Raw genomic sequence first — 21,251 nt, 5'->3', positions numbered from 1 at the left:
TGGCGGCAGGCGTGCCCATCAAACGGTCAGGTGGCGGCGCGCCTCCGGCGTATCCAGCGTTTCGGCAGCGCCCTCATGAACGATCTCGCCGCGGTCCATGATGTAGACGTGATCGGCAAGCTCCCGGCAGAAGTCGAGATACTGCTCGACCAGCAGGATCGCCATGCCGGTCGAATCCCGCAAGTAACGGATAGCCCGGCCGATATCCTTGATGATCGACGGTTGGATGCCTTCGGTCGGCTCGTCGAGCACCAGGATTTTCGGCCGGGTCACCATCGCACGTCCGATGGCCAGCTGTTGTTGCTGGCCACCGGAGAGGTCCCCACCCCGTCGCGATAGCATCGTTTCCAGAACAGGAAACAGACTGAAGATGTCGTCCGGAATGCTGCGGTCCTTGCGAGCCAGCGGCGCAAATCCGGTTTCGAGGTTTTCCTTGACTGTGAGCAGCGGAAAGATCTCGCGGCCCTGCGGCACGAAACCGATCCCCTGTTTGGCCCGCGCATAGGGCGCCATGCCGTCAAGCGGGGTGCCGTTGAAGGTAATCTTGCCCTTCGACAGCGGATGCTGGCCGGTCACGGCGCGCAAGAGCGACGTCTTGCCGACCCCGTTGCGCCCGAGCACGCAGGTGATCTTGCCCATCTCCGCCTTGATCGAAATCCCCCGCAGCGCCTGCGCCGCGCCGTAGTGAAGATTGGCGTTTTCAACGGTCAGCATGGGGTTTCTCCTTCATGCGGGGAGGCTTCACCCCCCTCTGTCACTTCGTGACATCTCCCCCACAAGGGGGGAGATTGGGTCTCCGCGGCTTGCCTCTCGTCGATCTCCCCCCTTGTGGGGGAGATGCCCGGCAGGGCAGAGGGGGGTGCAAAACCAAGCAACATCATCCCCTCACCTCCCGAGATAGTTCTCGATGACCTTCTGGTCATTCGAGACGAAATCGATGGAGCCTTCGGCGAGCACCGAGCCTTCCGCAAGGCAGGTGACCTTGACGCCGAGATCGCGGATGAAGCTCATGTCGTGCTCGACGACCACGACCGAGCGGGTCTTGGCGATTTCACGCAGCAGTGCCGCCGTCTCGACGGTTTCGGCATCCGTCATGCCGGCGACCGGCTCATCGACCAGGAGAAGCTTCGGCTCCTGGGCGAGCAGCATGCCGATCTCCAGCCACTGCTTCTGCCCGTGCGACAGGTTTGCCGCCAGATCGTCCTTGCGATCCGTCAGGCGCACCGTTTCGAGGATTTCCTCGATACGGGCCTTGTCGCCCGACGTCAGCGTGTAGAAAAGCGTCGCGAAGACGCCGCGGTCGCGGTTGAGCGCCAGTTCCAGATTGTCCCAGACCGTATGGCTTTCGAACACGGTCGGCTTCTGGAACTTGCGGCCGATGCCGAGCTGGGCGATGTCGGCCTCGTCGCGCTTGGTCAGGTCGATATCGCCCTGGAAGTAAACCTCGCCCGAATCCGGCCGGGTCTTGCCGGTGATGATGTCCATCATCGTCGTCTTGCCGGCGCCGTTCGGACCGATGATGGCCCTCAGTTCCCCCGGCGCGATGACGAGAGAGAGGCTGTTCAGCGCCTTGAACCCGTCGAAGGAGACGGAGACGCCGTTGAGATAGAGAAGGCTCGAGGGCCGTTCGACTGACGTATCACTGACCTGCATGCGTCTCACTCCGCCGCTTGCGGTTCGGCTTCGCCGCCACCGCGATTGTCTTCAGCCTTTGCCGCGTCCCGGTATTCCTTGCGGGTGACAAAATACTGCTGCACCGTCCCGACAATACCCTTCGGCAGGAAGAGGGTGACGAGGACGAACAGTCCGCCGAGCGCGAACAGCCAGACCTCCGGGAATAGGCCGGTGAAGATCGTCTTGCCGCCATTGACGAGGACCGCGCCGATGATCGGCCCGATCAGCGTTCCGCGCCCGCCGATCGCCGTCCAGATGACGACTTCGATCGAGTTGGCCGGCGCGAACTCGCCGGGATTGATGATGCCGACCTGCGGCACGTAGAGCGCGCCGGCAATGCCCGCCATCATCGCCGAGACAACAAAGATGAAGAGCTTCATGTGCTCCACCCGGAAGCCGAGGAAGCGCGTGCGGCTTTCGGCGTCGCGGATGCCGACGAGGATCTTGCCGTATTTCGACCGGACGATGGCCGAGGCGAGGATCAGCGACAGCGCGAGGAAGATCGCCGAGGCGGCAAACAGGACCGCACGCGTGCCGTCGGCCTGGATGTCGAAGCCGAGGATGTCCTTGAAATCGGTCAGGCCGTTGTTGCCGCCGAAGCCCATATTGTTGCGGAAGAAGGCGAGCAGCAGCGCGTAGGTCATCGCCTGGGTGATGATCGACAGGTAGACGCCGTTGACGCGCGAGCGGAAGGCGAACCAGCCGAACACGAAGGCAAGTAGGCCCGGCACCAAAAGCACCATCAGCATGGCGAACCAAAACTGGTCGAAGCCGTACCAGAACCAGGGCAGTTCCTTCCAATTGAGGAAGACCATGAAGTCCGGCAGGATCGGGTCGCCATAGACCCCGCGCGAACCGATCTGCCGCATCAGGTACATGCCCATGGCATAGCCGCCGAGCGCGAAGAAGGCGCCGTGGCCGAGAGAAAGAATACCGCAGAAACCCCAGACCAGATCCAGCGCCAGGGCGAGTAGAGCATAGGTCAGGTATTTCCCGAAAAGCGCCATGATGTAGGTCGGGATGTGCATGGCGCTTTGCGGGTCGGTCATGAGGTTCAGGACAGGAACCAGAACCGCAAGAGCGAGCAGGATGACTGCGGCAAAGACGATTTTTCTGTCGAGGGCGCGGAGGACAAACGAGGTGATCATGCTTCCACCGCCCTTCCCTTCAGCGCGAACAGGCCGCGCGGACGTTTCTGGATGAAGAGAATGATGAGCACGAGGACGATGATCTTGCCGAGCACCGCACCCGCATAGGGCTCAAGGAACTTGTTGAGGATGCCGAGCGAGAAGGCCCCGACCAGCGTGCCCCAGAGGTTTCCGACGCCGCCGAAGACGACGACCATGAAGCTGTCGATGATGTAGCCCTGCCCGAGATTGGGCGAGACGTTATCGATCTGCGACAGCGCCACGCCCGCCATGCCGGCAATGCCGGAGCCGAGCGCGAAGGTGAAGGCATCGACCCAGGCGGTACGGATGCCCATCGAGGAGGCCATGCGCCGGTTCTGGGTGACCGCCCGCATCTGCAGTCCGAACGGCGTGCGCTTCAAAAGCATCAGCAGCGAGACGAAGACAGCAAGCGAGAAGACGATGATCCACATGCGGTTCCAGGTGATCGTCAGCCCGCCGAGCGGGAAGGCGCCGGACATCCAGCTCGGATTGCCGACTTCCTGATTGGTCGGCCCGAAGATCGAGCGCACCGCCTGCTGCAGGATGAGCGAGATGCCCCAGGTGGCAAGCAGCGTTTCCAGCGGCCGGCCATAGAGGAAGCGGATGACCAGCCGTTCGATGACGAGCCCGACGGACCCGGCGACGACGAAGGCCACCGGCAGGGCGATCGCCAGCGACCAGTCGAACAGCCACGGCGCGGAGGTGCGGATGGCCTGCTGGACGACGAAGGTGGAATAGGCGCCGAGCATGACCATTTCGCCATGCGCCATGTTGATGATGCCCATCACGCCGAAGGTGATGGCAAGGCCGATGGCGGCAAGCAGCAGCACCGAGCCGAGCGACAGCCCGTACCAGATGTTCTGCACGACGTTCCAGAGCTGCTGGGCGTTCTGGATGTGGGCGATCGCCTTGTCGATGTCGGGCTTCAGCTCGTCGCCGGCAGCGCCCTGCGCCGCCATCAGGACGGAGACCGCATCCTGGCCGCCCATGTCGCGAATAATTTCAACCGCGGCCTGCTTTTCGGCGAGCGGCCGGTCGGAACTCATGATCAGGAAGGCATGCGCCTCCTGAAGCGCGGCACGGACTTCCGGATCCTGTTCAGCCGCGAGCGCCGTCTCGACGGGCTCGAGCGCTTCCTGGTCCGGCGACTGCAGGAGCGACTTCGCCGCCGACAGCCTGACCTCGCGCTTGGGGCTCTGCAGCGTAAGCGTGCCGATCGCCGAACGGATCGTCCGGCGGATGCTGTTCTTCACCTTGATCTTGGTGAGCGCGCCTTCCGCTTCCTCGCCGACCTTTTCCCCACTCAAGGGGTCGATCAGCGCCAGATTGGAACCGGCCTTCTTGGTGATGAACACCTGATTGTCGGAGGTACGGACATAGAGATCACCGTTCGACAGCGCATTCAGGGCCGGCACGACCGCCGTGTCTCCCGTTGCAGCCAGATCGGTAACGATCTTTTCCACCTTGTTGAAATTGGCGCCCGCGAAGGAATTGATCAGCGTCTTCAAGTCTTCCGCATGCAGCGGCCCGCTGGCAGCGGCAAGAACGAAGACCGCCGCGATAACTCTGAATAGATGAAGAAAATGTCTTTTGAACATGATCGGCCCGCCCCTTTTCATGAAGCCGCAGGCAGGAATCCCGCCTGCGGCATGTTCGGTTCAAGCGAGAGGCAGGAGCTTAGGAGCCCTTGCCGCCGCACTTGCCGGTGGCAACGTTGAAGTTGCCGCAGGACATCGGCTTGCGCCAATCGGAGATCAGGTCCTTGCTATCCGGCAGGTAGTCGGACCAGGCATCGCCCGGAACGAGACCGGAGGTCTGCGAGACGATGTCAAACTGGCCGTCGTCCTGGATTTCGCCGATGAGGACAGGCTTGGTGATGTGGTGGTTCGGCATCATGGCAGAGTAGCCGCCCGAGAGGTTCGGGACCGCAATGCCCGGCAGAGCGTCGATGACGGCGTCCGGATCGGTGGTGCCGGCCGCTTCTACGGCCTTAACCCACATGTTGAAGCCGATATAGTGGGCTTCCATCGGGTCGTTGGTCACGCGCTTGTCGTTGCCGGTGAACTTCTTCCACTCCTCGATGAAGGCCTTGTTTTCGGGCGTATCGACGGATTCGAAGTAGTTCCAGGCAGCGAGGTGGCCGACGAGCGGCTTGGTGTCGATGCCGGCGAGTTCTTCTTCACCGACGGAGAAGGCGACGACCGGAATGTCTTCGGCCTTGATGCCCTGGTTGCCGAGTTCCTTGTAGAATGGAACGTTGGCGTCACCGTTGACGGTAGAGACGACGGCGGTCTTTTTGCCGGCGGAGCCGAACTTCTTGATCGCGGCGACTTCGGTCTGCCAGTCGGAGAAGCCGAACGGCGTGTAGTTGACCATGATGTCTTCGGCCGGAACGCCCTTGGCCTTCAGATAGGCTTCGAGGATCTTGTTGGTCGTGCGCGGATAGACGTAGTCCGTGCCTTCCAGAACCCAGCGCTCGACGCCTTCTTCCTTCATCAGGTAGTCGACGGCAGGAATGGCCTGCTGGTTCGGCGCAGCACCCGTGTAAAACACGTTGCGCTCGGACTCTTCGCCTTCATACTGGACCGGGTAGAACAGGATGTTGTCGAGTTCCTTGAAGACCGGCAGCACCGACTTGCGCGAAACCGAGGTCCAGCAGCCGAACACGGCGGCAACCTTGTCCTTTTCGATCAGCTCGCGTGCCTTTTCGGCAAACAGCGGCCAGTCGGAAGCCGGGTCGACGACGACGGCCTCGAGCTTCTTGCCGAGAAGGCCGCCCTTCTTGTTCTGCTCGTCGATGAGCATCAGCATGGCGTCTTTCAGCGTGGTTTCGGAAATCGCCATCGTGCCCGACAGCGAGTGCAGGATGCCGACCTTGATCGTGTCGTCGGCGGCAAGTGCGCTGGTGAAGGCCGAAGCCGACATGGCCGCAGCCAGAAGCGCACCAGAAATTTTGCTGGTGATAGACATTTTGGTTTGAACCCCTCTTCTCGTTCACTCCGCAACGGCGCGGGAGAAAAACGTCAACCGCTGCTGCAGGCGACTATCCGACGGGATTGTGCGTTGCGATATACGTCAATTGACGTAGGCAGAGGGGGCAAATGTACGCTGGATGCACCAGCGTCACGCCGCGGCAAAACATTGCCGGCAGCGGACATCTATAATGTCGGGTGGCGAGTATGTCAGTTCGGGGGATTGTGGCCGGCATTGAGATGCGGCCGTTCTGGAAGGATCAGCGCGCCGCAGTCTTGCGGGTACGTTTCGCCTTGACCGGCTCGGCCGGCGCTTCGGCGTCCTGGGCCATGCGCAGGGCGCGGAGTTTTTCGGTCTTCTTGTCGCGGGCCGTCGCTTCGGCCGCGATGATGGCGCGGGCGGTATCGTCCGTCACGGTCGCCTTGTCCTTCGATTTCATCTTGGCGGGATCGAAGAATTTGTCTTTGCTGGCAGCCATGTCTTCTTCCTTTCGGCACATGCAATGGAGATGTCGGTCGGGCCGTTGCTCCGCGCCAATCGGCGGAGCCAACCCTGTGGACCGGGACCTGCCAGAAGGCGAGGACAGCCCTCACGCCGGAAAACCGGCGTGACGGGCAAATCGGGTCAGCGCGCGCGCACGACCTTCTTGGGGCCCGGGATCAGGCCTTCACGCTGCAATTTCTTGCGCGCCAGCTTGCGGTGGCGACGGATGGCTTCTGCTTTTTCGCGGGCTCTCTTCTCAGAAGGCTTCTCATAGGCGCTGCGCTGTTTCATTTCCCGAAACACGCCTTCGCGCTGCATCTTCTTCTTCAGTACGCGGAGTGCCTGATCGACGTTGTTGTCCCTGACGAGAACCTGCAAAACAATTCCTTCCTTTTGTCTGTCTGCGCGGCGAGGCACCGCATTTTATTTCAACGGGGCAGAGATCTGCTGGCCTTCGACCGAAGTGGTTTCAACCAGGAGTTGCCGCTGCCGGCGACAATGCCACCGCCCTCTACAGCCACAGCCTTCTTCAGCGTCTCGATGTCCGATTCCACCACGCGCCGTTCGAAATTTTCGTTTTCAAACTGCACGCGATACTGCCGCTCGCCGCGATCGGCTGCCGGCAAGACGCTGACAATTGTGCATGTCCTGAGGTCAGTCGATGTCTTGACCAGGCCGGAATGCAATATGACGACATCGCCAGCGGCAAAGCCTTTTCCGCTTCTGCTCTTCATCGTCGCTCCTTCATCGGGCAAAGCCCGGGGGAAATAAATAAAAAGGCCGGGGGTTACCCCGACCTCTCCAGGTCATTCAAGCGCCACACTGCCAGTACATCCGTGGTCAGCAGGCGCGAATGACAATTAGGCAACCTTGAGGTTGTCAGCCGAGTTCTTGCCGGACTTGCGGTCGCGAACAACTTCGAACTCAACCTTCTGGCCTTCGGCCAGCGAACGGATACCCGCACGCTCAACGGCGGAGATGTGAACGAAAACGTCCGTCGATCCGTCGTCCGGCTGAATGAAACCAAAACCCTTGGTGCTGTTAAACCACTTAACTGTGCCTGTGTTCATAACGATTACCTTTCAATCGCTGGTGTTGCCCGGCTGTAGCTCGCCAGGAAAAGCTCGATGTTTTGAAAGGAGATCTGAAGAGGAGCAAAAGCTCCGGAAGCAAAAGTCACAAGCAAAGTTCGATGCCCCATATATAGCCGTTGTGGAGAAACAATCAATCACAATCGGTAATTTAGTTCCTCGACCACCCCGGATCAGAGCGATACTTTTTCATCAACAGCTTGAAACCATTGCCTATATTAAAATAAATTTTCTTCGCCTGCCGACATCTACGCCACGGCCCGCGCCGTGCCGACTTGCCACTGGCGCCGCGTGGTGACACAAAAGCATGCGGTCCGCGTTTTCCTTTCGACTCGTCCCGGAAACGTCTCGGCCAGCACTCCAATGATCCCATCCTTCCCTCTCCCTCTTCTCTGTCGAAGGCCGGAATGAGCACCCAGAACCAGACCGGGACGCAATCGCCCCCGCCCGCCGATGAGCACCGCCACGGCGCCCTGATCGCCAGGATCGCGCCCGTGCTCTTTCTCGTCTTCTGGTCGTCCGGTTTCGGTTTCGCCAAGGTCGGCCTGCAGCACGCGCCACCGCTGACCTTCCTGGCGCTACGCTACGGCATCATCGTGGTCGTCTTCCTGCCGCTCTTCTTCATCATGCGCGCCCAGGCGCCGGCAAAGGCGATCGGCTGGCTGCACATTGCCGTCGTGGGTTTCCTCATCCAGTCGGTCTATTTCGGGCTTGCCTATGGCGGCATGAACCTCGGCGTCTCGGCGGGAGTGACGGCGGTAATCGCCTCGATGCAGCCATTACTCGTTGCGCTTGCCTCCCCCTTCGTCACCGGCGAGCGGATCAACCTCGTCAAATGGGTCGGCCTCATCCTCGGCGCCGCCGGCGCCATCATCGTCATCGTCGGCAGCCAGACGGAGGAAATGGGCGCGGCGCTCGACATCGGCCTCATCCTCTGCGTCGGTTCCACCATCGGCATGGCCGCAGCCACGCTCTACCAGAAGCGTTTTCCGGTCAAAGCCCATCCGGTCACCGTCAACCTGATCCAGTATGTGGTCGGCCTCGTCACCATCGCCCCCATGGCGCTCACCTTCGAAAGCGGCCCGGTCGACTGGAGTGCCGGCCTTTTCGTCGCGCTCGGCTGGCTGGTCGTTGCCAATTCGCTGATCTCGATCTCGCTGCTGCTCTTCATGCTCAGCCGCTCCGAAGCCTCCAAGGTCTCGGCGCTGTTCTTCCTCATTCCGCCCGTGGCCGCGGTCTTCGGCTGGGTGCTGCTTGACGAGCAGCTCACCCTGATCGCGATCGCCGGGATGGTGATCGCCGGCTTCGGCGTCTGGCTGGTATCGCGGCCACAGGCCGCATGAAATCGGCAGCCAATCGACACAATCTTGCCGGACTTGACCGCTTGTCATGGTGGGATAAAGATTCCGGCAGGCGAGATCAGGAAGGGCGATCCATGACAAGACAGGCGGACGGGAAACGCACCGCGACGGGCGGCGCAGGCAGCAGCCTTTTGACGCTTGCGCTCGCGGCCGTGTTCGTAGCCGGCCTTCCGGCCATTGCCGAAGCCCACATCACCCAGGATAGCGCAGGCGGCTTCGTCCACGGCTTCCTGCATCCTCTGTCCGGTGCCGATCACCTGCTGGCGATGTTTTCCGTCGGCCTGTGGGGCGCGCAGATGGGCGGCCGCTCGGTCTGGAGCCTGCCGATCACCTTCCCGTTGATCATGGTCATCGGCGGCGTGCTCGGCATTGCCGGCGTTCCCCTCCCCGGCGTCGAGATCGGCATTGCGCTTTCGATCCTCGTGCTTGGCGCGGCGATCGCCTTTTCCTGGAAGCCGCAGGAATGGGTGGCGCTCGCCATCATTTCCGTCTTCGCCATCTGCCACGGCTACGCGCACGGCGCGGAACTGCCGATCGCCACAGATCCGGCTGATTACGCCATCGGTTTCGTCGTCGCGACGGGAATGATCCACATCCTCGGCATTCTCGTCGGCCTCTACGCCGGACGGCTATACAATGGAAAACTCGCCCGCATTCTCGGCGCCATGATTGCGCCGGGCGGCGTCTACTTCCTGATGAGCTGACCCGGTGAAGCCCGTCGGATCGGTTGCACGCACCGGCGGCTGGCGCCGGCATGTCGCGCTTACCCTCGCCCTCTTTATAGCTGGGACCGGCTTGATCGTCCTCTCGGCGATCAGCGAAACGGACGTCCAGGGCGACCTGTTGCGATGGGCGCTGCAGCCCTCCCTGTCCTTCGACCGTCTTCTGCCGCTGATCGGCTTCGGCTTTCTGCTGGCGCAACTGCCGACCCGACCAAGGCTTGTCGCTACCGCCCTGCTCATGGCCGGCATGGCGGCGGGGTTTGGCGCGCGTGACATCTTTTTGAAGGTGGTGGCCCCGCTTCCGGGTGCCGGCACGCACTTCTTCTATGCCGGGCCGCTGGCGACGCTTGTCGTCGGGCTCTGTCTCGTCCTGCCCGTCAGATGGCGGACCTGGCCGGCCCTGCCGGTCTCCTTTCTGACCGGCATGCTGCTGGCCATTCTCGTCAGCCTTTCGGATCTCACGCTGCACGATCGCTTCTTCGTGCCGCAAAACCTCGCCGCATCGCTCTGGACCGTCGCATTGGCGGCCGCCCTTGGCCTGCTGGCACGCTTTGCCTGGGCGGGAACGGCGACGCAGATCATGGGAAGCTGGCTGATCGCCATCAGCCTTCTCTATGGCGGAGCCTTCGCTGTCTCGAAAGACCAGGAATTTCATCCGCCGGCCTTTTCCGCCGTCCCCGCCGGAGAAGGAGACTATCCCGGCTTCGGACCGGTGCTGGGAGAACTGGACGCCAGCGGAGTTGGCAAGCCATGAGACGGTCGCTCCTTGCTCTGGCACTTCTCGCCGCAGGCGCGCTGCCGGCATTCGCCCATCCCGACGTCGCCGTCACCGTTCGCGTTCTCTTCGACGTGAAAGGCGGAAACCTTGCCGCGCTGGCCGAAACCTGGACCTTCGACAAGGCCTACAGCACCTATCTGGTCAAGGCATTCGACGCCAATGCGGACGGTACCTTCGATCAGGAAGAAATCCAGGCTCTCGCGGCGAAGATGAAAGCCGACCTCTCCGGCCTCGACTACCTGACACGGCTTTCGGCGGAAGACGGCACGCGGTTTGCGCTGACGCTCGCAGCCTTTCACGCGGAGATCCGCGACGGCGATGTGACGGTCTCGCTGGGGCTGACGCCGCCTGAGGCCATTCCCCTTGCCGGAAGATCCCTCTCGGCAATCGTTGCCGACACCGGCTATATCGCCGACATGCGGCTTGCCGACGACCGGCCGGCGATGATCCGCGGCGACGACGCCGCAACCAACTGCACGACAACCATCAGCCCGGCATCGGACAATGCCTATTTCGGCGGACTGGTGATCCCGGAGAAGATCACGCTTACCTGCCAGTAGGGCAGCGCTTCCATTTCCTGCCAGAGATTGAGCGGCACAGGCAATTGAGTTTGACCCAAATCCTGCGTCGAGGTATCATTTGTATTACAAATGAAGGAAAAAGCGATGTCAGAACATAAGCTTTCAGATCCGATCACGATGCGTCTGCCAAAGGACGTACTGTCCGAAATCGAAGAGATCGCTGAAATCTGCAACCGAAGCCGAAGTTGGGTTTTCGTTCGCGCCTTGAAATCCTATCTGGCGGCGGAGGGACGCGAGATCATCGAACTTGCAGAGGCAAAGCGGGATATTGATGATGGACAGGGTCATGATCTTGATGAACTCATTGATGAGGTGGATGCCATCGTCAAAGGAGCGGCAGCTTGAAAGTCACCGTCGCGCCTCGCGCACGAGACTATGTGAGGAGCGAAGCAAGTTATCTGAAATCAAGAAGTCCGAGAGCCGCCCAGCAATTCCTCGGTGATCTGAAGCGACTGAGACAGGAACTGTCACGCTTCCCGGAAATGGGAAAGTTCAACGCCGATATTCCGGTTCCAGGCATCCTGCGCTTCGTCATGGGCGAGTACCTTGTCGACTATCAAGTCTTGAAAGACGAAATCTCAATTTTCACGATCCGCCACGGAAGGGAAAGGCCACCACGGCTCGAGCTGGAAGAGGATTTCGACTTCGAGCATCCGGATGCCCCCGATCTTCGAGCAAAGTAAGTGCGTTGGCTTGGCAACAGCCCGACGCTGCCTTCTCTCACTCCCCTTGCAAATTACCCGCAATCCGCAGACACTCGCCACAATTTCAAAGAAGACGGCGACCTCCCACGACCGTCACACGGGAACAGCAGACGAGCCCTATGGCCGCACGCCAACGCATCATACCCGTCCGGCGCGAGTATAACCGCTGGGTGGCGAACCAGACGCTTGAGGATTACGCGCTGCGGTTTACCGCCAAGAGCGCGCGCCGTTTTTCCTCCGAACGCATTTCGCAGACGGCGATCGGCGCCATTTCCTTCCTGGCGCTGGAAGCGATCGGCGGGGCAATTACGCTGTCCTACGGCACCACCAACGCTTTCTTCGCGATCGTCGTCGCCTCGATCGCCATGCTGACGGTCGGCCTGCCGATCAGCCGTTATGCGATCCGCCACGGCGTCGACATCGATCTTCTGACCCGCGGCGCGAGCTTCGGCTATATCGGTTCGACGATCACCTCGCTGATCTATGCCAGCTTCACCTTCATGCTGTTTGCCATCGAGGCGTCGATCATGTCGGGGGCGCTGGAGCTGGCTTTCGGCATACCGCTCTGGATTTCCTACATTATTTCGGCGGCCGTGGTGATCCCGCTCGTCACCCACGGCGTGCAGCTGATCAGCCGCTTCCAGCTCCTGACCCAGCCGTTCTGGATCATCCTGAACGTCCTGCCCTTCGTCTTCATCGCGCTGTCGGACTGGCAGAAATTCGACCTCTGGCGCGCCTTTGCCGGCATTCATCATCCGCCGGCGGCCTCCGGCACCGCCCCCTTCGATCTCGTCGAATTCGGCGCCGCGTCTGCCGTCATCCTGGCACTGATGGCGCAGATCGGCGAACAGGTCGACTTCCTGCGCTTCCTGCCGCCGGAAGGTACGCGAAAGCTGCGCCACCGCATCGCCATCTTCCTCGCCGGCCCCGGCTGGGTGATCGTCGGCGCGCCGAAGCTGCTCGCCGGTTCCTTCCTCGTCGTGCTGACGCTGAGTTCCGGCGTTCCGGCCGATCGCGCCGCCGATCCGTCACAGATGTACCTCACCGCCTTCGGCTACATGATCCCCTGGCACAATGCCGCCCTTCTGCTGATGGCCGCCTTCGTCGTCGTCTCGCAGCTGAAGATCAATGTGATGAACGCCTATGCCGGCTCGCTCGCCTGGTCGAACTTCTTCTCGCGCCTGACCCACAGCCATCCCGGCCGCGTCATCTGGCTGTTCTTCAACGTTGCGATCGCCCTGCTCTTGATGGAGCTCGGCATCTACAAGCTGCTCGAGGAAACGCTCGGCATCTTCTCGATCATCGCCATGGCCTGGCTCTGCACGATCTCGGCCGATCTCTTCGTCAACAAGCCGCTCGGCCTGTCGCCGCCCGGCATCGAGTTCAAGCGCGCCCATCTCTACGACATCAACCCGGTCGGCCTCGTCTCGATGGGCTCGTCAGCGACGCTGGCGCTGATCGCCCATTTCGGCGCCATGGGACCGACCGCCGCCTCGCTTGCGCCCTATATCGCGCTGATCGTCGCCTTCATCGTCTCGCCGCTGATGGCCTTTGCGACCGGCGGCAAATATTACCTCGCCCGCAAGCCGCGACGGAAATGGCAGGAGATGTCGACCATCACCTGCTCGATCTGCGAACATCCCTTCGAGCCGGAAGACATGGCCTGGTGCCCGGCCTATGCCGCGCCGATCTGCTCGCTCTGCTGTTCGCTCGACAGCCGCTGCCACGATCTCTGCAAGCCGAAGGCGCGCTTCAACGCGCAGGTCGGCGCGGTCGCCCGTCGCCTGCTCTCCGACGAGATCGTCACCCGCCTGACGACGCGGCTCGGGCGCTACGGCATCGCGGTCGTCCTTGCCGTCTCCGCCATCGGCGCGATCCTGGCGATGATCGCCCATCAGGTCGGCATTTCCGCGCCGGAAGTCGCCGAGGTGGTCAACCGGACGATCCTTGTCGTCTTCTTCGTCTTCGCCATCCTGACCGGCGTCGCCTGCTGGTTCTACGTGCTCGCCCATGACAGCCGCGTGGTCGCGGAAGAGGAATCCTCGCGCCAGAACACGCTGCTGCTGAAGGAAATCGCCGCCCACCAGAAGACCGACGCGGCGCTGCAGAAGGCCAAGGAAGACGCCGAAGCCGCCAACCGCGCCAAGAGCCGCTATGTCGTCGGCCTGTCGCATGAACTCAGGACGCCGCTCAACGCGGTGCTCGGCTATGCGCAGATCCTCGAGCGCGACGACACCATCCCCGCCCCGCGCCAGTCGGCGATCAAGGTGATCAAGCGCAGCGCCGACCATCTCTCCGGCCTGATCGACGGCCTGCTCGACATTTCCAAGATCGAGGCCGGCCGGCTGCAGGTCTATTCCAAGGAAATCAACATCCAGGATTTCCTCGACCAGATCGTCGACATGTTCCGCCCGCAGGCGCAGGCAAAGGGCCTGTCCTTCGTGCATGAACGGCCCGCCCACCTGCCGCAATATGTCCGCACCGACGACAAGCGGCTGCGCCAAATCCTCGTCAACCTGCTATCCAACGCCATCAAGTTCACCGACCGCGACGAGGTCCGCTTCACGGTCGCCTATCGCAGCCAAGTGGCCACCTTTACTGTCGCCGATACCGGCCGCGGCATTTCCGAGAAGGACATCGCCCACATCTACGAGCCCTTCCAGCGCGGCGAGGCGGAGACCGTGCAGCCCCGCCCCGGCCTGGGCCTGGGCCTGACGATCACGCAGTTGCTCACCAACACGCTCGGCGGCGAAATCTCGGTCTCCAGCGTCAAGGACGAAGGCTCGACGTTCAAGGTACGGCTGATGCTCGCCGCCATCGACCGGCCGAGCACCGCGCCGGCGGCGGAAAAGCGCATCATCTCCTACACCGGCCCGCGCCGCACCATCGTCATCGTCGACGACAACGAGGATCACCGCAGCCTGATGCGTGAAGTTCTCGAACCGATGGACTTCGTCGTGCTGACGGCCGAAAGCGGCGAGGAATGCCTGCAGCTCGTCTCGGAGCTGAAGCCCGATCTGTTCATGATCGACATCCTGATGCCCGGCATGACCGGCTGGACGCTGGCAACAAGGCTGCGCGACGCCGGCCAGACCGCGCCGATGCTGATGGTGTCCGCCAATATCGGCGACGGCTCCTATCTGGAAGGCGGCACCGACGCCCACAACGACACGCTGGCCAAGCCGGTCAACATCCGCCAGATGATCGACAAGCTGGCCGCCTATCTCGGTCTTGAATGGATCTACGAGGAGGAGCGCGTCGAGGAAAAGACCGACCGGCACTCGGCGATCGCCAATCCCGGCCTTTCGCATGTGCGGGAATTGCGGCAGCTCGGCGAAATTGGCTATGTTCGCGGCATCGAGGCGAAACTTGCCGAGATGGAGAAGCATGAGACCCACCGGCCCTTCGTCGAGGCCCTGCGCGCCTATGTGCAAGCATTCGACATGACCGGCTACATGGATTTCCTCAGCCAGTTCGAAGAGAAAGGCATCAAGGCCAGTGGTTAGCAGCGGGCTCCCGAGAGACATTGTCCTCCTGGTCGACGATTCCCCGGACGCTCTGGGCTTCCTGACGGATGCGCTCGAACAGTCAGGCTTCTCCGTGCTGATTGCCACATCGGGCGCCGCTGCGCTCAACATCGTCGACCGCATCACCCCGGATCTCGTGCTGCTCGACGCCGTGATGCCCTCCATGGACGGTTTCGAGACCTGCCGGCGGCTGAAGGCCAATCCGGCGGTCGCGCAGATCCCCGTCATCTTCATGACCGGCCTTTCGGAAACCGAGCATATCGTCCACGCGCTCGAATCGGGCGGCGTCGACTATCTGACGAAACCGATCAACATCGACGAGCTCCGCGCCCGCATCCGCGTGCATCTCTCCAACGCCCGCTCCGCGCAAAGCGCCCGCGTGGCGCTCGATGCCGCCGGCCGTCACCTGCTGGCGGTCAAGAACGACGGCAAGATCCACTGGTCGACGCCGCAGGCAACCCGCCTCGTCAACGCCGCGACCGGCAGCGACGACGGGCTGGAGATCATCACCGAGAACGTCGGCCGCTGGCTGGAGGCGCGCGAGAAGGCAGATGGCGGCGACAGCGCCCTGACCATCTCGCATAACGGCCGCGCCGCGCTGCAGCTCACCTTCCTGGGCGCAATCGGCGGCGACGAATATCTCTTCCGGCTGACGGCCGCGAACGAAAGCAGCGACGACGAGATCCTGCGTCAACACTTCCCGCTGACGAACCGGGAATCGGAAGTCCTGCAATGGATCGCCAAGGGCAAATCCAACCGCGACATCGGCGAAATCCTGGGGCTTAGCGCCCGTACGGTCAACAAGCACCTCGAACAGATCTACATCAAGCTCGGCGTCGAAAACCGCGCCTCCGCAGCCGTCAAGGCAGCGCAAGTCTTGCTGGAAATGTGAGCTCGGGCGAATACTGCTTCGATAGCAACACCAATACCAAAATCCAGACCCAATAACCCCGTCAGCAATCGAATTTTCAAATGCAACCGAAAGACGAAGATCGCAGGATTATAACAATTCAGGGGCCGGCTTCTGGCCGCAAGACCTGGCCGCCGGTTGCCATAAGCATCAGTTTGCCACTGATTTGCGGAGCCCATGTAAAGCACCCGCGTCTGGAAATACTGCGCCTGTCGCCTGCCTATCTTATTCTACTTACACTCATTGCCGTCTGCTCTTACGCAGAGTTTGAGGCACTTCAGTCCGGCGAGGTCAGCCACGTATTGGTAATGACAATTGCGCTCATATGGACGGTCACAACGGCGGTGATGATGACCATCTTCGCAATGTTCAGCCTGTACCCGATCTTTGCCGAAGAACCACTCATGCTTCTGCTGGACGAAGAGGGCTTTATCGAAAAGAGAACCTCCGAACAGAAGATTTTCTGGAGCAAGGTGCAAGCCTGTGAATTGGCCTGGGCACGAACGGGCGCTTGTTACGGGATCCATCTAAAGATCAAGGCGGAAGAGATAAATTATCGCGCATTTCGGCTTGATATCAGAATCAAACGGCTCTTCCGAGGATCAGGAACGCACACTGTCACGGTTCCGCTCACCCATCTTGATGGCGGCGCAGCGACGGCTCCCGTGCTCGCGAAGGTGTTCGAACTGCTTGTCGCTGAAAACAAGGCAAGTCGATCGGACTGAGTGAGAGCGGAAAACTGGAGGACGCACGTCGCTGTTTTCGGTTCTTTTTCAACGACACCTGATCCCGCGTCTCCACCCCCTTGGCATCACACCCATACTCTCCGGCAGTTGTTGCTTTGCCGGAGACGATGCCCATGTCCGAGACCACCGCCAATCTGAAGATGCCCTATATCCTGCCCTCGCAGGCGCAGAAGCATGTGACGCATAACGAGGCGCTGCAGTTGATCGACGCGGTCGTGCAGTTGACGATCGCGGACACGCTGGACGATGAGCCAGAGGCGCCGGAGGAAGGGGAATGTTATCGCGTCGGCGACAGTCCGACGGGCGCGTGGACAGGCAAGGCGGACCGCCTCGCCTTCAGGCAGGATGGCGCCTGGATCTTCATCGAACCGCTCGAAGGCTGGCGCGCCTGGTTCAAGGCCGACGGCCGGCAGCGCTATTGCACCGGCACGGACTGGGTCGAACTGCCCTTGCCGGATGAGACGAACTTCTCGAAGCTCGGCGTCAACGCCACGGCGGACGCGAGCAACCGCCTGGCGGTCTCCTCTCCGGCGAGCCTCTTCAACAATGCCGGCAGCGGACACCAGATCAAAGTCAACAAGGCGGCGGCCGGCGATACGGCATCCCTCCTCCTCCAGACCGGTTGGTCGGGCCGCGCCGAGATGGGACTGGCCGGCAACGACGAATTCTCCGTCAAGGTGAGCCCCGACGGGGCGAACTGGGCGACGGGCTTTTCGATCGCGCCCGGCGGCATCGTCCGGCTGCCGAACCGGCCGCTTGCCCGCGCCGCGCTCTCGCCGCTGACGGCAACGCCCGCCGATAGCGAGGAGACCGGCTTCGACACGCTGCATATCAACCAAGGCGGCGTCTCGCTCGGAGCCTCGCTTGCCAGCGGTTACGGCAAGACGCTCGTTATCCCGGCATCGGGCTTTTATCTCGTCGGCCTCTCCACCCGCATCGTCTCGACGTCCGGCCACATGGCCGTACTGACGGCCAACGGCTCGACCGGCCTTGTGGCCGTTAACGATTTCGCAACGGTTGCCGACGGCTACAGCCAGTTTGCCGGCGCCCTCACCTATCTTTCCGCCGGCGATACGCTCAGCCTGAAGCATTACGGCACGGCGACATACGAGTTCGATGTGACGAAAACCGAGGCGATATTGGTGATGCTGTGAACATCCGACGAAAATGTTTGAGAAAAAGATTCTTTCTGCGGACCGTCCAAAAGCACCCGTTTGCCCCGCCAAACGGCGGATTCAGGCCGATTATGGCGCAAATCGGGCCAAGGTATTTTCAATTCTTATCAAATTCTTACTTGGCCTTTAGGCAAATTTTAAATGTGGCGGGCTAGTGTTGCCCCATATGGTCTTGTGTTTAGTAGAGAGTCCAATGACCGAGTTAATGCGTCCACGTGTAAAATATGTCATCGGTCCCGATGGCAGCCCGCTTACTATTGCTGATTTGCCACCCGCCAACACCCGTCGTTGGGTGATCCGCCGCAAGGCCGAAGTCGTCGCCGCCGTTCGCGGTGGCCTCCTCAGTCTGGAAGAAGCCTGCGAGCGCTATACCCTTACAGTTGAAGAATTTTTGTCCTGGCAGTCTTCCATCAACAGCCATGGCCTTGCTGGTCTGAGAACCACTCGCATCCAGCAGTACCGCCATTGATGGAAGGGGCATCAGCCCCTTTCACAGCCTTTCCTTCTCTTCCCCAATCCTTGTCGGTATTTTAAATCCGGGCCTTGCTTCTCACGCGCCCGGCTTTGGCGCTATCTGCGGCAGGATACCCGACAGGATCGCCGATCCCGCATAGAACCACAGTCCCGGCTGGGTGAAGGCCGTCGCGAAACCCGACGTCTTGGCCGCGAAGATGACGATTGCAACCAGCATCACGTCCATCATCGACCACTTGGCGAGATAGGGAAAGATCGCGACCAGAAGCCCCTTGCCCTCCCGCGGCTTGCCGTCCACGAATTCCGCCGTCAGTACGATCAGCTTGACGATCGGGAAGACGACGGAAAACAGGCCGACGATGACGGCCAGCAGCGCGTCGCCGTTCCCCCAGAGTTCGAACAGCAGACCGATCAGCGACGGCGTTTCGGAAAAGAAGTGCAGCTTGTTGAGTTCGATGAGCGGCAGCACCAGGCCGAGCGCCAGCATGAAGGGCGCGGCGAAAAGGCAGAGTGATCTCAGAAACTTCAATATTGTGCCGCTCCGCCTTCTGGGTCTCCCGCCTCCCCTACAGAAAGGCGCAACCATCGATGTAGCGACGCCTTGCGCCCTCCGCAATATGCGGGCCGGATATCTGTTATGTGGAACGACGCGCGGGCACCGGCCGGCAGAAGCCGGCGGACGCCCGTTTAAAAACGGTCCCGGGAGCAAATAGGCTAGACGGCCGGTCCGCGTCAGGCGCGCAGGCGCTGCGAGCTGTCCCGCTCCTCAAGCGCCGCGGCCTTGGCGTATTCCGCCTCGACCTCTTCCAGCGCCAGTTCGGCCGCATCCTGCTGGATCTTCAGTTCCTTGATGGATCCCTGAAGATTGTCGGCGCGCTGCCGCGCCGCCTTGGCGAAGGTTGGATAGGCAAAATGCGACGGATCGCTGATGCCGGACTTCTTCTCTTCGAAGGCAATCTGGTTTTCAAGTTCGTCGGCCATCCGCTCGAACTCGGCCATCATCATCTGCAACTGCTGCAACTGACGGCGCTTTTCCTTGACCTGAAATTCCTTCAGGCGTGTAAGGCTCTCACGTGACTTCATACGCAATACTCCCGTGGATACCGAGACCCCGGCTCATTCACAAAAACACCCTACCGACCCAATCGAAACGAATCGGTTAACGAAAAAAAATCGACGGCGTTAACAAAAACCTACCGCTGGTAACCTTTCGTTTACGGGCATGGTTAATCATAGGGGTGATCATTTAAGGGTCAGTAAATGCCAGGGCCGATTTTTAGGTCTCGACAATGATGAGTCGAAAGAATCAGTTAGCGGGATTTCTTCACGTACTGATTCACAAATGGCGATGTCAGATTCACGCGGAAAAACAGGAGCCTGCTAAAAATATTTAATAAATTCGATACTCCTTGCCAGAAGGAATTAGAATTTGTTAACCATTACGTGGCAGCTTTCCTAACAGGCAACGACTGGACCGGGCGCTTCTAGGGGCTGTCAAACCTTTTAGCGGCGGAAAAGGGGATAAATATGCGGGTTCTACTCATCGAAGACGATAGTGCGACAGCACAGAGCATCGAACTGATGCTCAAATCGGAAAATTTCAACGTCTACACCACCGATCTCGGTGAAGAAGGCGTCGATCTCGGCAAGCTGTATGATTATGACATCATCCTGCTCGACCTTAACCTTCCCGACATGTCGGGCTACGAAGTGCTTCGTACGCTTCGCTTGTCCAAGGTTAAGACACCAATCCTGATTCTCTCCGGCATGGCCGGCATTGAAGACAAGGTCCGGGGCCTCGGCTTCGGCGCCGACGATTACATGACCAAGCCGTTCCACAAGGACGAGCTGGTGGCCCGCATTCATGCGATCGTTCGTCGCTCGAAGGGACACGCCCAGTCGGTGATCACCACCGGCGATCTGGTCGTCAACCTGGATGCCAAGACTGTCGAAGTCGGTGGCCAGCGCGTTCACCTGACCGGCAAGGAATACCAGATGCTGGAGCTGCTTTCGCTCCGCAAGGGTACCACGCTCACCAAGGAAATGTTCCTCAACCACCTTTATGGCGGCATGGACGAACCGGAACTGAAGATCATCGACGTCTTCATCTGCAAGCTTCGCAAGAAGCTCGCCAATGCGGCCGGTGGAGCCAACTACATCGAGACCGTATGGGGTCGCGGCTACGTGCTGCGCGAGCCCGACGGCAGCGAGTACATGGAAACCGCCTGATCCAAGGCCAAGCCAGAGCCCCCTTATCCGCGATCAGCCGCCAGGACGGAAACGTTCCGGCGGCTTTTCCATGTCCGCAATTGGGAAGAACGGGTAAAGACGAGCGACATGGAGCCTCGCTTCCCGGAGGAGCCGGGCGCATTGCCTCGAATTTCGGTGCTCAGATGATCAGGCCGCGACGATGAGGTGGCCGAACTTCTCGGTCAGGATGCGCCGGTCGAACGGCTTCATCAGGAAATCGTCGGCGCCGGCGCGCTTGCCGGGCATCATCGTCTTCAGATCGGCCTCGATGACGCAGTAGTAGATGCGCACGTCCGGCCCGTTGGGCAGAGCGCGGACATTGGCGATCAGGTCGAGAGCGCCTTCCATGGCGGCATCGACGACGAGAATCTTCGGAAGGTCCGCTTCACAGCGTACGATCGCCTCGCGGGCGCTCGATGCTTCCATGACCAGATAGCCTATTTCGGACAGGATGCGCTTGCCGACCTTGCGGACGATGTCCGATCCATCGACGATCATCAGTCTCGGCATGGCCATGGCGATCTCCTTGCGGTCCCAGGTCCACCATTCCGGGCCTCAGAACGGCACGGGCTGGCTCAAGCAAATAGGAGCGCCACGTGCCCGCCTGACGCGGACCTGTAACGCTCCCAACAA

The 21,251-nt window shown here is 60.9% G+C and carries 23 protein-coding genes and 2 pseudogenes; 13 read left to right on the top strand and 12 right to left on the bottom strand.

Features of this window, described 5'->3' with window-relative positions; translation table 11 throughout:
- Window positions 1-18: 18 nt before the first annotated feature.
- The 9 genes from urtE to ACU5AY_RS03520 all read right to left on the bottom strand — a co-directional run bounded on the left by urtE (window position 19) and on the right by ACU5AY_RS03520 (window position 7,369).
- Window positions 19-714 (bottom strand): urea ABC transporter ATP-binding subunit UrtE, encoded by a 696-nt coding sequence (gene urtE, locus ACU5AY_RS03560; RefSeq protein WP_446823409.1) that lies wholly within the window; start codon window positions 712-714, stop codon window positions 19-21.
- Between the two features lie 171 nt (window positions 715-885).
- Window positions 886-1,653, bottom strand: coding sequence for an urea ABC transporter ATP-binding protein UrtD (gene urtD, locus ACU5AY_RS03555; RefSeq protein ID WP_446828022.1), 768 nt, complete (start codon window positions 1,651-1,653; stop codon window positions 886-888).
- Between the two features lie 5 nt (window positions 1,654-1,658).
- On the bottom strand, window positions 1,659-2,822 hold the full coding sequence (gene urtC / locus ACU5AY_RS03550) for an urea ABC transporter permease subunit UrtC (protein ID WP_446828021.1): 1,164 nt from the start codon (window positions 2,820-2,822) through the stop codon (window positions 1,659-1,661).
- A complete protein-coding gene (gene urtB / locus ACU5AY_RS03545; RefSeq protein ID WP_446828020.1) occupies window positions 2,819-4,441 on the bottom strand; it encodes an urea ABC transporter permease subunit UrtB in 1,623 nt (540 codons plus the stop codon). The genes urtC and urtB overlap by 4 nt, the downstream gene beginning before the upstream one ends.
- Before the next feature lie 79 nt (window positions 4,442-4,520).
- Window positions 4,521-5,768: an urea ABC transporter substrate-binding protein gene (gene urtA, locus ACU5AY_RS03540; protein WP_446828932.1), complete on the bottom strand. Its 1,248-nt coding sequence runs from the start codon at window positions 5,766-5,768 to the stop codon at window positions 4,521-4,523.
- A gap of 307 nt (window positions 5,769-6,075) precedes the next feature.
- A complete protein-coding gene (locus ACU5AY_RS03535) occupies window positions 6,076-6,294 on the bottom strand; it encodes a hypothetical protein (protein WP_446823405.1) in 219 nt (72 codons plus the stop codon).
- A gap of 146 nt (window positions 6,295-6,440) precedes the next feature.
- A complete protein-coding gene (gene rpsU / locus ACU5AY_RS03530) occupies window positions 6,441-6,677 on the bottom strand; it encodes a 30S ribosomal protein S21 (RefSeq protein ID WP_446823404.1) in 237 nt (78 codons plus the stop codon).
- A gap of 50 nt (window positions 6,678-6,727) precedes the next feature.
- Window positions 6,728-7,033, bottom strand: a complete 306-nt coding sequence (locus ACU5AY_RS03525; RefSeq protein ID WP_446823403.1) for a cold-shock protein — start codon at window positions 7,031-7,033, stop codon at window positions 6,728-6,730.
- 126 nt (window positions 7,034-7,159) lie between these two features.
- Entirely contained in the window at window positions 7,160-7,369 is a 210-nt protein-coding gene (locus ACU5AY_RS03520) for a cold-shock protein (protein ID WP_446823402.1), read from the bottom strand.
- 428 nt (window positions 7,370-7,797) lie between these two features.
- Here ACU5AY_RS03520 and ACU5AY_RS03515 point away from each other — a divergent pair, with 428 nt between their 5' ends.
- From ACU5AY_RS03515 to sciP, 12 genes and pseudogenes are all read left to right on the top strand, one after another.
- Window positions 7,798-8,733: a DMT family transporter gene (locus tag ACU5AY_RS03515; RefSeq protein WP_446828019.1), complete on the top strand. Its 936-nt coding sequence runs from the start codon at window positions 7,798-7,800 to the stop codon at window positions 8,731-8,733.
- Between the two features lie 92 nt (window positions 8,734-8,825).
- Entirely contained in the window at window positions 8,826-9,455 is a 630-nt protein-coding gene (locus ACU5AY_RS03510; protein WP_446828018.1) for a HupE/UreJ family protein, read from the top strand.
- A 4-nt stretch (window positions 9,456-9,459) separates the two neighbouring features.
- Window positions 9,460-10,227, top strand: coding sequence for a hypothetical protein (locus tag ACU5AY_RS03505; protein ID WP_446828017.1), 768 nt, complete (start codon window positions 9,460-9,462; stop codon window positions 10,225-10,227).
- Window positions 10,224-10,811 (top strand): DUF1007 family protein, encoded by a 588-nt coding sequence (locus ACU5AY_RS03500; RefSeq protein ID WP_446828016.1) that lies wholly within the window; start codon window positions 10,224-10,226, stop codon window positions 10,809-10,811. Before ACU5AY_RS03505 ends, ACU5AY_RS03500 begins: the two co-directional genes overlap by 4 nt.
- Window positions 10,812-10,916: 105 nt before the next feature.
- Window positions 10,917-11,177: a CopG family ribbon-helix-helix protein gene (locus ACU5AY_RS03495; RefSeq protein ID WP_446828015.1), complete on the top strand. Its 261-nt coding sequence runs from the start codon at window positions 10,917-10,919 to the stop codon at window positions 11,175-11,177.
- A complete protein-coding gene (locus tag ACU5AY_RS03490; RefSeq protein WP_446828014.1) occupies window positions 11,174-11,515 on the top strand; it encodes a type II toxin-antitoxin system RelE/ParE family toxin in 342 nt (113 codons plus the stop codon). Before ACU5AY_RS03495 ends, ACU5AY_RS03490 begins: the two co-directional genes overlap by 4 nt.
- A 140-nt stretch (window positions 11,516-11,655) precedes the next feature.
- Window positions 11,656-15,042, top strand: a complete 3,387-nt coding sequence (locus tag ACU5AY_RS03485) for a hybrid sensor histidine kinase/response regulator (RefSeq protein WP_446828013.1) — start codon at window positions 11,656-11,658, stop codon at window positions 15,040-15,042.
- Window positions 15,035-15,569: pseudogene (locus ACU5AY_RS03480) on the top strand (response regulator); the annotation flags it as partial. The gene ACU5AY_RS03485 and the pseudogene ACU5AY_RS03480, both read left to right, overlap by 8 nt.
- 68 nt (window positions 15,570-15,637) lie before the next feature.
- Window positions 15,638-15,955 (top strand): annotated as a pseudogene (locus ACU5AY_RS03475) (response regulator transcription factor); the annotation flags it as partial.
- Window positions 15,956-16,035: 80 nt separating this feature from the next.
- Window positions 16,036-16,698 (top strand): hypothetical protein, encoded by a 663-nt coding sequence (locus ACU5AY_RS03470; RefSeq protein WP_446828012.1) that lies wholly within the window; start codon window positions 16,036-16,038, stop codon window positions 16,696-16,698.
- Window positions 16,699-16,832: 134 nt separating this feature from the next.
- A complete protein-coding gene (locus tag ACU5AY_RS03465) occupies window positions 16,833-17,873 on the top strand; it encodes a DUF2793 domain-containing protein (protein ID WP_446828011.1) in 1,041 nt (346 codons plus the stop codon).
- Window positions 17,874-18,087: 214 nt separating this feature from the next.
- Window positions 18,088-18,363, top strand: coding sequence for a CtrA inhibitor SciP (sciP, locus tag ACU5AY_RS03460; protein WP_261929379.1), 276 nt, complete (start codon window positions 18,088-18,090; stop codon window positions 18,361-18,363).
- Window positions 18,364-18,444: 81 nt separating this feature from the next.
- On the opposite strand, the gene ACU5AY_RS03455 is transcribed toward sciP, so the two are convergent.
- A complete protein-coding gene (locus ACU5AY_RS03455) occupies window positions 18,445-18,954 on the bottom strand; it encodes a paraquat-inducible protein A (RefSeq protein ID WP_446828010.1) in 510 nt (169 codons plus the stop codon).
- A 146-nt stretch (window positions 18,955-19,100) separates the two neighbouring features.
- On the bottom strand, window positions 19,101-19,451 hold the full coding sequence (locus ACU5AY_RS03450) for a flagellar export protein FliJ (RefSeq protein WP_446823392.1): 351 nt from the start codon (window positions 19,449-19,451) through the stop codon (window positions 19,101-19,103).
- A 444-nt stretch (window positions 19,452-19,895) separates the two neighbouring features.
- Between ACU5AY_RS03450 and ctrA the strand changes: the two genes are divergently transcribed.
- Window positions 19,896-20,597 (top strand): response regulator transcription factor CtrA, encoded by a 702-nt coding sequence (gene ctrA, locus ACU5AY_RS03445; protein WP_261929376.1) that lies wholly within the window; start codon window positions 19,896-19,898, stop codon window positions 20,595-20,597.
- Between the two features lie 168 nt (window positions 20,598-20,765).
- On the opposite strand, the gene ACU5AY_RS03440 is transcribed toward ctrA, so the two are convergent.
- Complete coding sequence (locus tag ACU5AY_RS03440) at window positions 20,766-21,128, bottom strand: response regulator (RefSeq protein ID WP_446826027.1); 363 nt, start codon at window positions 21,126-21,128, stop codon at window positions 20,766-20,768.
- Between the last annotated feature and the right edge of the window lie 123 nt (window positions 21,129-21,251).

The sequence above is a fragment of the Rhizobium sp. PAMB 3174 genome (assembly GCF_052908375.1).
Note: the sequence above shows the minus strand (reverse complement) of the source record. Positions and strands in the feature narration are given on the sequence as shown.